The organism is Streptomyces sp. NPDC091377 (assembly GCF_044757045.1).
Classification (GTDB): Bacteria; Actinomycetota; Actinomycetes; order Streptomycetales; family Streptomycetaceae; genus Streptomyces.
On the sequence record NZ_JBIVUE010000027.1, the window covers coordinates 1 to 14,984 of the forward strand.

The following is a 14,984-nucleotide window of genomic DNA, read 5'->3' on the forward strand; positions in this document are numbered from 1 at the left end:
GGGGGGACCCTGTGGGAGAGTAGGACGCCGCCGAACAATTATTGGGGGAACCCCCGCACCTGACGGTGCGGGGGTTTTCTGCGTTCAGGGCCCCTTTCGGGGAATTCCTATTCCGGGCTCACCAGTCCGGTGGCGTACGCCAGGATCACCGCCTGCACCCTGTCCCTCGAACCCGTCTTCGCCAGAACCCGGCTGACGTGGGTCTTCACGGTGGACTCGGCGAGGTGGAGACGTTCGGCTATCTCGGTGTTCGTCCAGCCCTGCCCCACCACCGTGAGGATCTCCCGCTCCCGGTCGGTGAGCGGGAGGAGCCGCGAGTCCAACTCCTCCGCCTCCGTCTCCCGGCCCGTCGGCAGATGATGGGCGTAGGCGTCCAGGAGCCGGCGGGTCAGGGCGGGAGCCACCACGGCGTCCCCGGTGGCCACGGCACGGATACCGGAGAGGAGTTCCTCGGGCTGGGCGTCCTTGACCAGGAATCCGGAGGCGCCGGCGCGCAGACCCGCGTAGGCGTACTCGTCCATGTCGAACGTGGTGAGGATCAGTACCCGGGTGCGGTGGCCGCTCGCTGTGACCCGGCGGGTCGCCTCGATCCCGTCCAGGCCGGGCATGCGGACGTCCATGAGGATGACATCGGGGCTCAGTTCGGCGGACATCCGGACCGCTTCCGTGCCGTTGACGGCCTCGCCGAGGACCGTCATGTCGTCCTGGCTCTCCAGCAGCATGCGATAGCCGAGGCGCTGGAGGGGCTGGTCGTCGGCGATGAGGACGGTGGTCACGGTGCGGGTTCCTCCGGGAGATGCAGATGGACGCGCCAGCCCCGGTCCGGGCGGTGGCGGGGGCCGGCCTCAAGTGTGCCGCCGTACATCGCCGTCCGCTCCTGCATTCCGGGCAGGCCCCTGCCCTCCGGGGCGGTGGAGGGGAGGCCGCCGCCGCTGCCGGTGTCGGTGACCGTGGCGGTGACCGCGCCCTGGGGATCGTAAGAAAGGGATATGCGGGCGGTGGCGTTCGGGCCCGCGTGTTTCAGGGTGTTGGTGAGGGCCTCCTGGACCACCCGGTAGACGGTGAGCTGGCGGCCCGGGGGGAGGGCGTCCGTGGTGCCCTCGGTGGTGAAGGTGACGGGAAGGCCCGCCCTGCGGACCTGCTCCACCAAAGAGGGCAGGTCCTTGAGGGTGGGCTGGGGGGTGCGGTCCTGCTCCTCGCCGGGTTGCTCCTCGTCCAGGATGTCCAGGAGGCGGCGGAGTTCGTCGAGGGCCTGGCGGCTGGTGGCGCCGATCGCCTGGAGGGCCTGGGCGGCGCGGTCCGGGTTCTTCGCGGCGGCGTAGCGGCCCCCGTCGGCCAGCCCCGTGATGACGGAGAGGTTGTGGCCGATGATGTCGTGCATCTCGCGGGCGATACGGCTGCGTTCGGCGGCGGTGGCCAGTCTGGCCTGCTGGTCGCGTTCGATCTCCAGACGGCGGGCCCGGTCCACCAGGGCCTCGGTGTAGTCGCGGCGGGTGCGGACGGCGATACCGATGGCGGCGGCCACGGTGAGAGCCATCACCTGGGGGACGATCAGCTGGTCCCACTCGCTCTCGGTGTACCGGACGGCCACGACGACGACCGGGGCCGTCGTCGCCGCTGCCGCCCACCACAGGGTGCGCAGGGGCAGGCGTAGGGCGATATGGAAGATCACCAGGAGTTGGAGCAGGGCGGCCTGGAGGATGGCGCCGGTCCAGGCGTTGGCCAGGGCGAAGGGGGCCGTCGCGAGAAAGGCCGCCCCGGGGTGGCTGCGGCGCCACAGGAGAGGCACGGACAGGCCGAGGCTCATGGTGAGGACCAGCCAGCCCGGGGTGCCCAGGTTGTGCGCGATGTTGCGCCAGCCGTCACCGAGGTAGTCGATGAGGGCGGCGGTCACCCAGAACGCGGTGAGGTGGACGTCCCAGACCAGCGGATGGCGCCGGTCGAAGGCGCGTACCCGCTGGACGACGCGGTGGACGTACTCGGTGAGGGGGTCCGTGGTCCGGTCCTGTGTCACGGGGTCCATGGTGACGGTTCGGGTCGCGCGGGGTGCGGCCGGCCGGTGTGCGGTCACACGTCCCTGCGGCGCAGCAGGAGGCCCGCGGCGCCCAGTCCGGCCGCCGCCCACAGGGCGAGGGCGAGCAGGGCGGCGCCGGGGCTCGCGGAACCGGCCGCCGGGTCGGCCTGGGTGAGGGCCTCCAGGGCCTTGGCCGGGAAGTGGCGGGAGATGTCGTCCATGACGTCGTACGGGAGCATCGCGAGGATCTCCGGGAGGACCATGACGGTGGTGATGAGGACACCGATGGCGGCCGGGACCGAGCGGACCATGGAGCCGATGGCGAGGGCCGTCACGCCGAGGAGGGCGAGGCCGGCGGCGTTGCCGACGAGGGCCGTGACGACGCCCGGGTCGCCGAGGGAGGTGGCCTGGTCGGTGCCGGTGAGGAAGGTCTGGGCGAGGGAGAAGGTGAGGAAGTTGGTGAGCAGGACGGTGGTGAAGGCGACCGCTGCCACGATGCCCGCCTTCGACCACAGGACGGGCAGCCGGCGCGGGACGGCCGTCATGGTGGAGCGGACCAGGCCGGTGGAGTGCTCGCCGGCGGTGGCGAGGATGCCCAGGACGCCGAGGATGATCTGCGAGAACTGCATGCCGATCAGGACCATCAGGACGCTGTCCAGCTCGGTGGCGTCGCCGGGGGTGTAGGCGTAGGCGATGATCAGGCCGGTGCCCAGGGTGAGGACGACGGTCAGGATCAGACTGGTCCAGGTCGAGCGGAGCGTCCACAGCTTGTGCCATTCGGCGCGCAGGACACGGGCCGGGGTCACCCGGTACGGGGTCGGGGTGGGCGTGGGGGTGGGGACCGGGGCGGGGGGTGTCGTGGTGGTCATGCCGCCGCTCCTTGCGGGGTCCGGGTCGGGGCGTACTCGACCGCGTCGCGGGTGAGGTCCATGAACGCCTGCTCCAGGGAGGCGGTCTGCGGGGTGAGTTCGAGCAGCGGGATGCCGTGGGCGGCGGCGGTGCGGCCGATGTGACCGGCGTCGGTGCCGTGGACGCGGAGGGTGCCGGGGTCGGCGTCCGTGGTGATGTCCACGCCGGGTGCGGAGAGCGCGTCCGCGAGAGCGCTCGGCTCGGGGGTGACGACCTTGACCGAACCGGCTCCCGAGCTGCGGACGAACGCCTCGACCGTGGTGTCGGCGAGCAGCCGGCCGCGGCCGATGATGATGAGGTGCTCGGCGGTCAGCGCCATCTCGCTCATCAGATGGGAGGAGACGAGGACCGTACGGCCCTCCGCCGCCAGGGACTTGAGGAGGGTGCGGATCCACAGGACGCCCTCGGGGTCGAGGCCGTTGACCGGCTCGTCCAGGATCAGGATGCCGGGGTCGCCGAGCAGGGCGGCGGCGATCCCGAGGCGCTGGCCCATGCCGAGGGAGAAGCCCTTGACCCGGCGGTGGGCCACGTCCGTCAGACCGGCGAGGTCCAGGACCTCGGTGACCCGGGTGCGGGGGATGCCGTGGGTGTGGGCGAGGGCCATGAGGTGGTGGTGGGCGGTGCGGCCGGGGTGGACCGAGCGGGCCTCCAGCAGGGCGCCGGCCTCGGTGAGCGGCGCGGGGTGGGCGGCGTAGGGGCGGCCCGCGAGGGTGGCGGTGCCCCGGGTCGGGGTGTCCAGGCCGAGGAGCATCCGCATGGTGGTGGACTTGCCGGCGCCGTTGGGGCCGAGGAAGCCGGTGACGGTGCCCGGCCGGACGGTGAAGGAGAGGTCCGCCACGGCGGTGCGGGGGCCGTAGCGCTTGGTGAGCTGGTGAGCCTCGATCATGCTTCGATCGTCGGCCGTGGGGAGCGCCGCCGCGTCGGACCGTGGCAGGTATTCCAGGTGAGCGGGTCGTACCCGGGTACTACCGTGACCCGCATGAGCACCGACACCGATACCGACACCGACATCGAAGAGCGGTACGTCGTCCGGGCCGTCCGGGCCGGGGAGTGGCCGGCGCTGCGGGAGCTGCGACTGGCCGCGCTGCGGGATCCGGTGGCGCATCTGGCGTTCCTGGAGACGTACGAGCAGGCCGTGGCCCGGCCCGAGGCGTACTGGCGGGAGCGGGCCGAGAGGGGCGCCGAGGGGGCGTCCGGGGCGCGGCAGACCATCGCGCAGGGGCCGGACGGGCAGTGGGTCGGCACGGTCACCGTGGTGCTTGAGGAGGCGGGGACGACGGACTGGGCCGGGTTCACCGTCGAGCGGCGTCAGGGGCATGTCGTCGGGGTGTTCATGCGGCCCGAGCACCGGGGCTGCGGGCTGACCGAGCTGCTCTTCGACGAGGCGCTGGGCTGGGCCTGGCGGCAGGGGGTGGAGCGGGTGCGGTTGATCGTCCATGAGGACAACGGGCGGGCGCGGGCGCTGTACCGGCGGTTGGGGTTCGTGCCGAGCGGGGTGCGGGTGCCGTTGGGGCGGGACGGGGGCGACTCGGGGGAGTCCGAGTTGGAGTATGTGCTGGAGCGGCCCTGAGGTGTGCTCTGGGCTGTGCCTGTGCCTGTGCCCTGTGCCCTGTGCCCTGTGCCCTGTGCCCTGTGCCTGTGCCCTGTGTTGTGCCCTGTTTTGCGTCTTTTTGTGTCTTGTGGGTCGGCCGGGTTCAGTGGACCGGTAGTTCCTGGTCCGGCCAGCGGGAGCGGGCCTGTTCGCGGGAGCGGAGCAGGGCCAGGGTGGGCAGGCCGCGGTCCGTGCCGTGGGCGAGCAGATCGGGCAGGGCCGGGAGGGGGGCCACCGCGGCGATGTCGTCCAGGACGAGGGTCAGTGGTGGGTCGAGCCGACCGGAGGATGACCGTTCGGCCATGCGCCGGCCGCGCTCGACCACGCTGGAGACGAGGGCCGTCAGCAGGGGCATGGCACCGGGGTTCGCCCTGGGGTCCTCGATGGATTCGCCGACCACATAGAGCGTGCCCCCTTCATGCACGAAGGAATCCAGGCAGAGCGCATCGGCTCGATTCGGTGTGCACGCCTCACGGACATTGACCGTGAAGAGGGCCGAGAGCGCGCGGCCCGTCAACTCCTGCGCGATGTCCCGGCGTTCCGGGTGCGCGGTGAGGGCGGCCTCCAGTTCACCGGCGGCGCCGGGCGCGGCCTTGGGGTGGGTGCGGAGGGTGCGTACGGCGTCCTGGATCTGGTTGCCCTGGGCCCAGCGGTGGACATGGCGGACGGTACGGCCGTCCAGCGCGGCGGCGTGCAGACAGCTGCGGAGCAGGGTCTCGGCGGTGTCGGCGACGGCCTGGTCGAGCTTGGCCGTGGGCCTGACGGGGGCGAGCAGGGCGGCGGCCCGGGTGGCGGCGGTCTGTCTGTCCTCGCAGCCGCCGGTGGGGGACCAGTGGAGGCGGGCCGGGGTGTCGCAGCGGTGGGTGGGGTCGTAGAGGAGGACCGGGCCGAGTTTGGCGCGGGCGTCCTTGGTGTCCTGCCACAGGGCCGGGTTGGAGGTGACGACCACGGCGGGGCCCTCGGCGTCGCGGAGTGCCTGGGCGGCGGTGGTGTGGCGGCGCTCGGGGGGCTCGAAGAGCACGGCTTCCCTGCGGGGCTGCTCCCAGGTGGGCTGGGGGGCCGGCTTCTCCAGCGCCGGGGAGGGGACGGCGGAGAGGGGCGGGGCGGGGGTCGGAGCGGGGGCCGGGGACGGGGCCGGGGGTTCGGGGTTCGGGGGTTCGGTGGTGGCGGAGCGGGGGGTGGGGACGTCGTAGGGGTGGGGGGTGGTGGGGGCCGGGGGCTGGGCGGGCATCTGGGCGGTGGGCGCGGGCTGCTGCTGTTCCGCCGGTGCTGGTGCCGGTGCTGGTGCCGGTGGCTGTGCCTGTGCCGGTGCTGGTGCCTGTGCCTGTGCCGGTGGCTGGTGTGGGAGTGGGGGCAGGCCCTTGGCCTTCTTCGCGCGCTTGCGGGCCGCGGCTGCCTCGCGGGCCGCTTCTCGCGCCGCCTCGGTGCGTTCCGCGCGTTCGCCGCGTCTGCGGTCGCGGCTCGCCCGCCAGCGGGCGGCGGTGCCGAGGGCGAAGACGGTGAGGACGAGCAGGATCATCATCTGGCCGATGAACAGGCCCCAGAACAGGCCCCAGCCGGAGAGCTGGGAGGGCGGGGTCCCGGGCCAGGCGCCGGCCAGGTCATGGGGCTGGGAGACCAGTTCGCGTATGGCCATCGGCGTACGGCCGAAGGTGACGCCCTGCGGCCAGGCGCCCTGGGCGAACCAGCCGGCCAGTCCGGTGCCGGACCAGACCAGTACGGTCATGCCCAGCAGAAAGGCGAGGACGCCGACCAGGAGGCCGTCGGGGATGCCGCCCTGGCCGTTCTGGGGATGATCGTCCCGTCGCACGCCGCCGCTCCCTCGCTCGCGCCTGTCTGTGCCTGCTCTGTCCGACCCGTGGTCACGCCACCGTCGACTCGGAGTCGCCGAGGTGGTGTTCCACGAAGGCCGCCGCCCGCTCCTCCGCCTCCAGTTCCGCGGCGCGCAGGACGTCGTCGGCCTGTTCGGCGGAGGACTGGGTCATCGCGCGGTCGGTGAAGACGATGGGGCGTTCGCTCTCGGTGACCAGGTGTTTGACGACCTGGACATTGCCGTTGACGTCCCAGACGGCGATGCCGGGGGTGAGGGTGGGGATGATCTCCACGGCCCATCGGGGCAGGCCCAGCACCTTGCCGGTGGCGCGGGCCTCGTCGGCCTTCTGGGCGTAGATGGTGCGGGTGGAGGCCATCTTGAGGATCGCCGCGGCTTCCTTGGCCGCCGCTCCGTCGACCACGTCGGAAAGATGGTGGACGACGGCGACGAAGGAGAGGCCGAGGCGGCGCCCGAACTTCAGCAGCCGCTGGAACAACTGGGCGACGAAGGGGCTGTTGATGATGTGCCACGCCTCCTCGACCAGGAAGATCCGCTTCTTGCGGTCGGGGCGGATCCAGGTGTGCTCCAGCCACACGCCGACGATCGCCATGAGGATGGGCATGGCGATGGAGTTGCGGTCGATGTGGGAGAGGTCGAAGACGATCAGGGGCGCGTCGAGGTCGATACCGACGGTGGTGGGGCCGTCGAACATGCCGCGCAGGTCGCCGTCGACCAGTCGGTCCAGGACGAGGGCGACGTCCAGGCCCCAGGCCCTTACGTCGTCTATGTCGACGTTCATCGCTTCGGCGGACTCCGGCTCGGGGTGGCGGAGTTGCTCGACGATGTCGGTGAGGACCGGCTGGCGCTCCACGATCGTCTCGTTGACGTAGGCGTGGGCGACCTTGAGGGCGAAGCCGGAGCGTTCGTCCAGGCCGTGGCCCATGGCCACCTCGATGATGGTGCGCAGCAGGGCGAGCTGGCCCGTGGTGGTGATGGACGGGTCGAGGGGGTTGAGCCGGATGCCGTGGTCGAGGGCGGCCATCGGGTCCAGGCGGATGGGTGTTATCCCCAGCTCCTGGGCGATGAGGTTCCATTCGCCGACGCCGTCCTCGCCCTGGGCGTCGAGGACGACGACCTGGCGGTCACGGAAGCGCAGCTGCCGTAGGACGTACGTCTTCTCCAGCGCGGACTTGCCGTTGCCGGACTCGCCGAGGACCAGCCAGTGGGGGGCGGGGAGCTGTTGGCCGTAGAGCTGGAAGGGGTCGTAGATGTAGCCCTTGCCGGAGTAGACCTCGCGGCCGATGATCACACCGGAGTCGCCGAGGCCGGGGGCCGCGGTCGGCAGGTAGACCGCCTGGGCCTGGCCGGTGGAGGTGCGCACCGGGGGCCGGGTGGTCTCCACCTTTCCGAAGAGGAAGGAGGTGAAGGCGTCGGTGAGGACGGACATCGGGTCCCGCATCTATGGCCCTACCTTCGGATGCCGGTGGCGAACGGGAGGGTGTTCACAAAGGCGCGGTGGTGCTCGCGGTCGCACCACTCCAGCTTCAGATACGACTTGCCGGCGGAGGCCCTGATGGTCCGCTTGTCGCGGTTGAGGGCCTCCGGGGAGCGGGAGGAGACGGTGATGTAGCCGACCAGGTTGACTCCGGCGGCGCCGCTGGCGAGGTCTTCGCCGCGCTGGTCGAGGCGGTCGTGGGCGGCGATGTCGCGGGGGTCGACGGTGCGGTTCATCTTGGCGGCGCGGGACTGCTCGGCGACGTCGTTGGTCTTCTCGGTGAGCATCCGCTCGATGGCGACCTCGGTGGGTTCGAGGTCCATGGTGACGGCGACGGTGCGGATCACGTCCGGGGTGTGGACGAGGAGCGGGGCGAGGAAGTTGACGCCGACCGGGGTCATCGGCCACTCCTTGACCCAGGCGGTGGCGTGGCACCAGGGGGCGCGGGTGGTGGACTCGCGGGTCTTGGCCTGGAGGTAGTTGGGCTCCATGGCGTCCAGTTCGGCGGGCCAGGCGTTGCGCTTGGTCATGGCCTGGATGTGGTCGATGGGGTGGTCCGGGTCGTACATGGAGTGCACGAGGGAGGCGAGCCGGCCCTGGCCGAGCGGCTGGCGGACCCGGATGTCGGCCTCCTGGAGCCGGGAGCAGATGTCGGTCAGCTCGCGGGCCATGACGACGGCGAGTCCGGCGTCCCGGTCGGCCTTGCCGCCGCGGGGGCGGGCGGCGCGGGCCATGGCCTGGGCCTCGGCGGCCAGTTCGCGGGTGTAGTGCATACAGGCCACGAGGTAGGCGCGGTGCTGCTCGCTGCTGGTGGAGACCATGGACTGGAGCTGTTCGTACGACTCCTGGAGCCAGCCCGGTGCCTTCTCGTCGCCGCGGACGGAGACGTCCTTGGCGTGGGCGTCGGGGTCGGCGGGCAGGGTGCGGGCGAGCATCTGGAGGCGGGTGACGAAGCCGTCGCCGTTGGCCACATGCTTGAGGAGGGTGCCGAAGCGGTCGACGAGGGCTTCCTGGTCCTCGCTGTCGCGCAGTCCGACGCCGGGGCCCTCGATCTCGATGGCGGCGGTGACGGTCTTGCGGTCGGCGTGCAGCAGGACGGCGATCTCGTCGGGGCCGAAGGGGGCGGCGAGCCAGGTGATGCGGCCGATGCCGGGGGGCGGGCCGATCTCGACCTCGCGGCCGTCGAGGCGGGTGCCGGCCTCCACGACGCCGGAGCGGTAGGTGGTGCCGGAGCGCAGGGTGCGTTTGTAGCTGCGGTTGATCTCGAACCACTTGTAGAACGTGCGGCGCTTGAAGGGCACGTAGACCGCGGCGAAGGCGATCATGGGGAAGCCCATGAGCAGCACGATCCGCAGGGAGAGCACGGGGACCAGGAGCCCGCACATCATGCCGAGGAAGGCGCCGGCGACGATCAGTACGATCTCGCCGGTCTCCCGGTTGCGGCCGACGATCGCGTTCGGCCGGGCTCGGCCGATGAGATACGTACGGCGGGGCGTGACCGGATGGGACAGATGGGATTCGGTCGTCAACGCCCTTCACCTCCCGTGCGGTTGTTGCGGGTGTTGCTGGCGTGCGGGGTGTTCACCGGGCTGGCCGAGCGGGGGGCGGGCGCGGCGGCCGGGGCCGCTCCGCCTCCGCCGCCGGGGGTGCGGGTGCTGTGCGCGGCGACGCCGCCGGCGGCCGTGTTGGCCGGGCGGGGGCCGGCGGAGGAGGACGGGCCGCCGCCCTGGTCGGCGCGGGTGCTGTGGGTCTTGATGCCCTGGGCGACGAGGGTGGCGGGGGAGCTGATCACGGCGGCGGCCTTGCCTTCGGCGCCCTGCATGATCCGGTTGCTGCGGGAGCCGGCGATCTCGTCGCCGAAGCCGGGGACGAAGCGGTAGATCATCGCGGAGGCGAAGATGGCCAGCAGGATGATGGAGAGGCCGGAGACGACGGCGGAGAAGGCGTCGGGGCCGTCGTCGGCGGAGAGCGCGCCGGCCAGGCCGAGGACGATCACGATGACCGGTTTGACCAGGATGACGGCGATCATGATGCCGGCCCAGCGGCGGACATGGCTCCACAGGCTCTTGTCGACCAGTCCGGCGTAGACGACGGTGCCGAGGAGGGCGCCGACGTAGAGGAGGGCGGCGCGGATGACCAGTTCCAGCCAGAGGACTCCGGCGGCGACGATGGAGACCAGGGAGACCACGATCAGCATGATCGGGCCGCCGCCGATGTCCTCGCCCTTCTCCAGGGCGGCGGCGAAGTTGCCGAAGAAGACGTCGGTCTGGTCGCCGGTAGCCTTGGCGAGGACCTCGCTGACGCCGTCGGTCGCGGAGACGACGGTGTAGAGGATCAGCGGGGTGAAGGCGGAGGCCAGCACGGTCAGCCAGAGGAAGCCGATGGCTTCGCTGACGGCGGTGGTGAAGGGCACGCCGCGCACCGCGCGCTTGGCGACCGCGAGGAGCCACAGCAGCAGGGTGAGGATGGTGGAGGCGGCGAAGACGACGGCGTACTGCTGGAGGAACTGGGGGTTGGTGAAGTCCACGTTCGCCGTGTCCTCGACGGCGGCGCTCAGCTTCTTCACGGTCCAGGAGGCGGCGTCGGCGCAGCCCTTGGCGAGGGAGGAGAGGGGGTCGCCGGTGGTGTCGACTTCGAGGGAGGGGGAGTTGGTGGCTTCTTCGTCGCGTTCGCAGTACTCCGCCGCGGGGCCGCGGATGAGATCGCAGTTCTCGGCGCCGGGGGACTGCGAGCCGCTGGGGCTGGGACTCGGGCTGGGGCTCGGGGTGGGTGCGGCGACGGCACGGGTGGCCAGCAGCACCAGGGCGGTCTGGACGGCGGCGACGGTGGCCGTCACCTTGAGGGGGAGGTGCTTAGCGCGCATAGGTGAACCCTCCGTACTCCTCGACGGCCTTCGTCATGTCCTCGGCGGTGGAGGCCCGCTGATCGCGTGCCACCGGCACCGGACCGTCTTTCTGCTGGAAGTCGGTGACTTTCCAGTCGTCGGCCCAGGTGAGCTGGTACGTCGTGGTGAACCAGCTCTCTGAGACGGGGTTGGTGGAGGCTTCGCCCGACAGCCCGAACAGGGACGAGTACCAGACCTCGACCGTGGCGGTGTTCTGGCTGAACTCGGTGACCTTGGTGCCGACCGGGATGACCCGGGAGACGAAGGTCTGCCCGTCGGGGGCCTTGCCGTCCTTCTCCAGTCCGATGTTGGTCAGGAAGGACTCGTCGGAGTAGGCGGCGTCGATGTCGGCGCGCTGGTTCTCGGCGACGTCGGGTGCGTAGACCGTGTTCACGATCTGGTGCCGGGTGGTGGTGGCGTACATCCCGGTGGAGCCGAGCGACACCGCGTAGTTGGCCGCCGCGCTCTGGGCGCCCTGCTTGGTGCGGGCGTGGCCGGTGGGGATGCCGGCGGTCTTGGTGCCGACCGGGGCGGTGCCGGAGGCCGCGGTCGGGACTGTGTCTGGTTTGTCCGCCGTGTCGGGGGCGCCCCCGGAGTCGCCGTCCCCGCGGTTCGCGAAGGCGATCGCGGCGATCAGCAGGACCACCACGCCGACGACCGTGACGAGGCTTCTGGAGGAGGAGCGACCGCGGCGGGCGCCGCCGTAGGGGCCGCTCTCGGGCAGCCGGGTGCGGGTGGTGCCGGTGCCGCCGTACTCGCCGGAGGCGTCCGTGCGTGCGGAGTCGCCGTAACCGTGATCGTCCCCGAGACTCATACCGCCTGCGCCCCCTCGGCGTCGTAGCGCGACCCGTCGTACCGGATGAAGCCGTACCGGAAGAAGTCGTACCGGATGGAGCCGTTCCGGGCGGGCCGGAACCGGGTGCCGCAGTACGACGGTAGCCGGGCGGGTTCCGGCGCGGGCGCGGTGTGGTGACTCGACATCAGGGAAACGCAACCTCAGCCGGTGGGCACGACGGGTGGGTGGGGGAGGTGTGCCGGGCGTGCCCGGACGGGACTGGGGGACGGGCGGTGCGTGCGGCGACCCGGGGGCCTGGCGCGGCCCCGGGGCGCGGGCGCGGCTAGACGGCCATGCCGTACACGATCGTGAAGAGCGTGCCCAGGGAGCCGATGATGAAGACGCCGGTGAGACCGGCGATGATGAGGCCCTTGCCTTGTTCGGCGCTGAAGGTGTCGCGCAGCGCCGTGGCGCCGATGCGCTGCTTCGCCGCGCCCCAGATCGCGATGCCCAGGCAGATGAGGATGGCGACCGCCATCACCACCTCGATCATCACCCGCGCCTCGTTGCCTAGGTCGCCGAAGGGACCCCAGTCGGGAGCGATCCCGCCGATGATGGTGTCGATGTCGCCCTGTTCGGCTGCAAACAGCATGTAAGTCACCGCCCCTGGTGGGTAGTTCCGCAGCCCCCTGCGGTGCGCAGAGGTCAGACCTCATTCTCGCCGACGATGGCGCTCTCGTATGTCGACTTGGCGTCATCGGTTGGCGGGTTTCGTACGAATACCACTTATCGTCACTCTGTGTATCACGGCAGGTCACGCCGGGCAACGAAGTGGGATCGGAACCTTGCGTGTGGTGCCGTCGTTGAGCCCTTTTACGGTCCGGGCCCGTTCGTGGTGGGCGGCCGGGTGAGGGCTCGCGCCCGTGTTCTGGCGGGTGAAGGCTATCGCCGGGCGGCCGGGGTGTGGTGACGGGGGGTCAGTGGCGGGGCGGTGCGGGGGCCGGGGGCCAGGTCGCGGCGGGGTGGCAGGCAGATGCGGCTTTTGGGCGGTTGAGCCACTTCGGGCGGCTTCGAAAAAGGCCGGAATGCATGCCTCACGGAGATGGCGGTCCGTCAGGAGGCGTCCGGTGCCCGTCCGGTGCGCGGCCGGGGGCGCGGGGCGGCTCCGGCGCGGGGCGTTCTCGATGGCGAACCCCCGCGGGCGCCCCCGGGGGCGGGGCGGGCCCGCGCAGGCGCCCTGTGGCGGACCCGGGGGAGCCGGGATAATGAGGGGAACTCGGCGGCCACTCGGGCGAAGTGGCCTTGAACGGGGCGTGGATGGGGCAGGGTTGAGGCGTGCGGAAATGGTGGATCGGCGGCGGGATCGCGCTCGCGCTCGGGCTGGGCTTCATGATGGTGCTCGTCGTGGGCGTGTACCTGGTCGCCGGGAACCTGGCGGGCGGCGCCGCGGGCAGCGGCAAGGCGTTGGCCAAGGGTTCGGTGCCGTCCGCGTACCAGGCGCTGGTGCAGCGGTGGGGCAACCTGTGCCCCGCGATCAACCCGGCGCTGCTCGCCGCCCAGCTCTACCAGGAGAGCGGCTGGAACCCCACCGCGCAGAGCCCGGCGCAGGCGCAGGGGATAGCGCAGTTCATCCCCGGCACCTGGGCGGCGCACGGGATCGACGGGGACGGTGACGGGGACCGGGACGTCTGGGACCCGAAGGACGCGATCCCCTCGGCCGCCACGTACGACTGCACGCTGGCCGGCTATGTGAAGGACGTGCCGGGCAACGCCACCCACAACATGCTGGCCGCCTACAACGCGGGCGCGTACGCCGTCATCCGGTACGGGGGTGTCCCGCCGTACGACGAGACGCAGAACTACGTGCGGATCATCACGACCCTGGAGGAGAGCTTCGCCGCGCCCGCCACCCGGGTCGATCCCTCCGAGCAGGCCGCGGGCGCGATCCACTACGCCCAGCAGAAGCTCGGTACGCCCTATCTGTGGGGCGGCACCGGTACGGCGGCGCAGGGCGGGCGGTTCGACTGCTCGGGGCTGACGCAGGCGGCGTACGAGAGTGTCGGGGTCACCCTGCCCCGGGTGGCCAACGACCAGTACAACGCGGGCCCGCATCCGGACCGGGACGAACTGCTCCCGGGGGACCTGGTGTTCTTCTCCGACGACCTCACCAACTCCCGTGCGATCCGGCACGTCGGGATCTACGTGGGCGGTGGGTACATGATCGACGCCCCGCGGACCGGGGCCGTGATCCGTTTCACTCCGATCGACACCCCGGACTACTTCGGGGCGACCCGGGTCACCGAGGAGGGCGCGAAGGCCCTCCCCACGGATGTCTGAGACGGGGCGAAACGGACAACCGGGCCGGTCCGCGGCCGGTTCGAACAGAGCGTAAAACTCTCCCCTGAGCTGCGACGATGTATCTCTCTTCGGTAACGTCTGGGTGATCATTCGGTGGAGTGCGGAACGTTGCCATGGGGGTCGTGCGTTCCTGACACCACGGGGGCACACGGGGTGGGACAGCGGTACGCATGAGGCGTGCCGGGAAGAAGAGACGACGAAGGGGCCGCTGCAGATGGCTGGACTCGCGCAATCCGGGTCGAACCCTGACGTCGAGCTGCTGTACGACATCAATGGCCTGGCCAAGGATGCGCCGGGCTGGCTCGACCAGGTGATGGCGTACGTCGGTGAGTACGGGATGCTGCTCGCGCTGGCGCTGATCGGGCTGTGGTGCTGGTGGTCGGTGCGGCGGCGGTCGGCCAGTGCGGAGGAGGCCGTCTCGGGGGTCAGCGCGCTGCTCTGGGCGCCGCTCGCGGCGGGTGTGGCGGTGCTGGTCAATGTGCCGATCCGGGGATTCGTGGAGCGGCCCCGGCCGTTCAACGACCATGAGGGACTTGAGGTCCTGGTCACCGGGAAGACGGACTACTCGTTCGTGAGCGACCACGCGACCATCGCGATGGCGCTGGCGGTGGGGCTGTTCGTGGCCAACCGGAAGTTCGGGCTGATCGCGATCGGCGTCGCCCTGGTCGAGGGGGTCCTCCGGGTCTACATGGGGGTGCACTACCCGACCGACGTGGTGGGCGGGCTGGCCCTCGGTACGGCGGTCGCGCTGCTGCTGTCGCCGGTGGCGATGGCGTTGCTGACGCCGGTCGTACGGGCGATCCAGGGGTCGCCGCGGGTCGGGTTCCTGGTGTGGCGGCCTTCGGGTGAGGTCGGTGCGGTGGTTCCGGGGGCGCGGCGGGACGGGGCGGACGCGGGGGCGGGGGCGCGGGAGCGGGATCTGGCGGCGTAGTTTCCGGGGGCGCCCCGGGCGCCCCGGGCGCGTCTAGGGGTCCGGTGCGTCCGGGGCGTCTAGGTGTCCGGGGCGTCTAGGGCTCCAGGGTGTCCGGGGTGTCCGGGGCGGGTCGGGTCGGTTGCGGTCGGGGCGACGGTGCGGGTGGTGGTCGGCTGGTCGCGCAGTTCCCCGCGCCCCTGGGGTGGTGTGGCGAGTGGGTGGGTGCGGCTTG

Annotated in this window: 14 protein-coding genes; 3 read left to right on the top strand and 11 right to left on the bottom strand. The window is 71.6% G+C overall.

The features are described from left to right. Positions 1-107 precede the first annotated feature (107 nt). From ACIQNG_RS35755 to ACIQNG_RS35770, 4 genes are read right to left on the bottom strand one after another with little or no spacing between them, the layout of a single operon-like run. A complete protein-coding gene (locus ACIQNG_RS35755; protein WP_401427860.1) occupies positions 108-776 on the bottom strand; it encodes a response regulator in 669 nt (222 codons plus the stop codon). Further along, positions 773-2,023: a sensor histidine kinase gene (locus tag ACIQNG_RS35760; RefSeq protein ID WP_401491003.1), complete on the bottom strand. Its 1,251-nt coding sequence runs from the start codon at positions 2,021-2,023 to the stop codon at positions 773-775. Before ACIQNG_RS35760 ends, ACIQNG_RS35755 begins: the two co-directional genes overlap by 4 nt. A gap of 44 nt (positions 2,024-2,067) precedes the next feature. Continuing rightward, positions 2,068-2,883, bottom strand: coding sequence for an ABC transporter permease (locus ACIQNG_RS35765; RefSeq protein ID WP_401491005.1), 816 nt, complete (start codon positions 2,881-2,883; stop codon positions 2,068-2,070). Continuing rightward, positions 2,880-3,809, bottom strand: coding sequence for an ATP-binding cassette domain-containing protein (locus tag ACIQNG_RS35770; protein ID WP_401491007.1), 930 nt, complete (start codon positions 3,807-3,809; stop codon positions 2,880-2,882). Before ACIQNG_RS35770 ends, ACIQNG_RS35765 begins: the two co-directional genes overlap by 4 nt. A gap of 93 nt (positions 3,810-3,902) precedes the next feature. Here ACIQNG_RS35770 and ACIQNG_RS35775 point away from each other — a divergent pair, with 93 nt between their 5' ends. Beyond that, positions 3,903-4,493, top strand: a complete 591-nt coding sequence (locus tag ACIQNG_RS35775; protein ID WP_401491009.1) for a GNAT family N-acetyltransferase — start codon at positions 3,903-3,905, stop codon at positions 4,491-4,493. 124 nt (positions 4,494-4,617) lie between these two features. Here ACIQNG_RS35775 and ACIQNG_RS35780 read toward each other — a convergent pair whose 3' ends face one another. From ACIQNG_RS35780 to ACIQNG_RS35810, 7 genes are all read right to left on the bottom strand, one after another. Beyond that, on the bottom strand, positions 4,618-6,324 hold the full coding sequence (locus tag ACIQNG_RS35780) for a type VI secretion protein (RefSeq protein ID WP_401491010.1): 1,707 nt from the start codon (positions 6,322-6,324) through the stop codon (positions 4,618-4,620). 52 nt (positions 6,325-6,376) lie between these two features. Continuing rightward, positions 6,377-7,786 carry an ATP-binding protein gene (locus tag ACIQNG_RS35785; protein ID WP_401427873.1) on the bottom strand — a complete coding sequence of 470 codons (1,410 nt, stop codon included), beginning with the start codon at positions 7,784-7,786 and terminating at the stop codon, positions 6,377-6,379. Between the two features lie 8 nt (positions 7,787-7,794). Next, positions 7,795-9,351, bottom strand: coding sequence for an SCO6880 family protein (locus ACIQNG_RS35790; RefSeq protein ID WP_401427875.1), 1,557 nt, complete (start codon positions 9,349-9,351; stop codon positions 7,795-7,797). After that, entirely contained in the window at positions 9,348-10,685 is a 1,338-nt protein-coding gene (locus tag ACIQNG_RS35795) for a hypothetical protein (protein WP_401491012.1), read from the bottom strand. The genes ACIQNG_RS35790 and ACIQNG_RS35795 overlap by 4 nt, the downstream gene beginning before the upstream one ends. Further along, complete coding sequence (locus ACIQNG_RS35800) at positions 10,675-11,520, bottom strand: hypothetical protein (RefSeq protein ID WP_401491014.1); 846 nt, start codon at positions 11,518-11,520, stop codon at positions 10,675-10,677. Before ACIQNG_RS35800 ends, ACIQNG_RS35795 begins: the two co-directional genes overlap by 11 nt. Continuing rightward, positions 11,517-11,687 (bottom strand): hypothetical protein, encoded by a 171-nt coding sequence (locus tag ACIQNG_RS35805; protein WP_401427882.1) that lies wholly within the window; start codon positions 11,685-11,687, stop codon positions 11,517-11,519. Before ACIQNG_RS35805 ends, ACIQNG_RS35800 begins: the two co-directional genes overlap by 4 nt. Positions 11,688-11,824: 137 nt before the next feature. Then, positions 11,825-12,133, bottom strand: coding sequence for a hypothetical protein (locus ACIQNG_RS35810; RefSeq protein WP_401427885.1), 309 nt, complete (start codon positions 12,131-12,133; stop codon positions 11,825-11,827). A 737-nt stretch (positions 12,134-12,870) separates the two neighbouring features. Between ACIQNG_RS35810 and ACIQNG_RS35815 the strand changes: the two genes are divergently transcribed. After that, complete coding sequence (locus tag ACIQNG_RS35815) at positions 12,871-13,818, top strand: NlpC/P60 family protein (RefSeq protein ID WP_401491116.1); 948 nt, start codon at positions 12,871-12,873, stop codon at positions 13,816-13,818. Between the two features lie 235 nt (positions 13,819-14,053). Beyond that, on the top strand, positions 14,054-14,770 hold the full coding sequence (locus ACIQNG_RS35820) for a phosphatase PAP2 family protein (protein ID WP_401491016.1): 717 nt from the start codon (positions 14,054-14,056) through the stop codon (positions 14,768-14,770). The last annotated feature ends 214 nt before the right edge of the window (positions 14,771-14,984 follow it).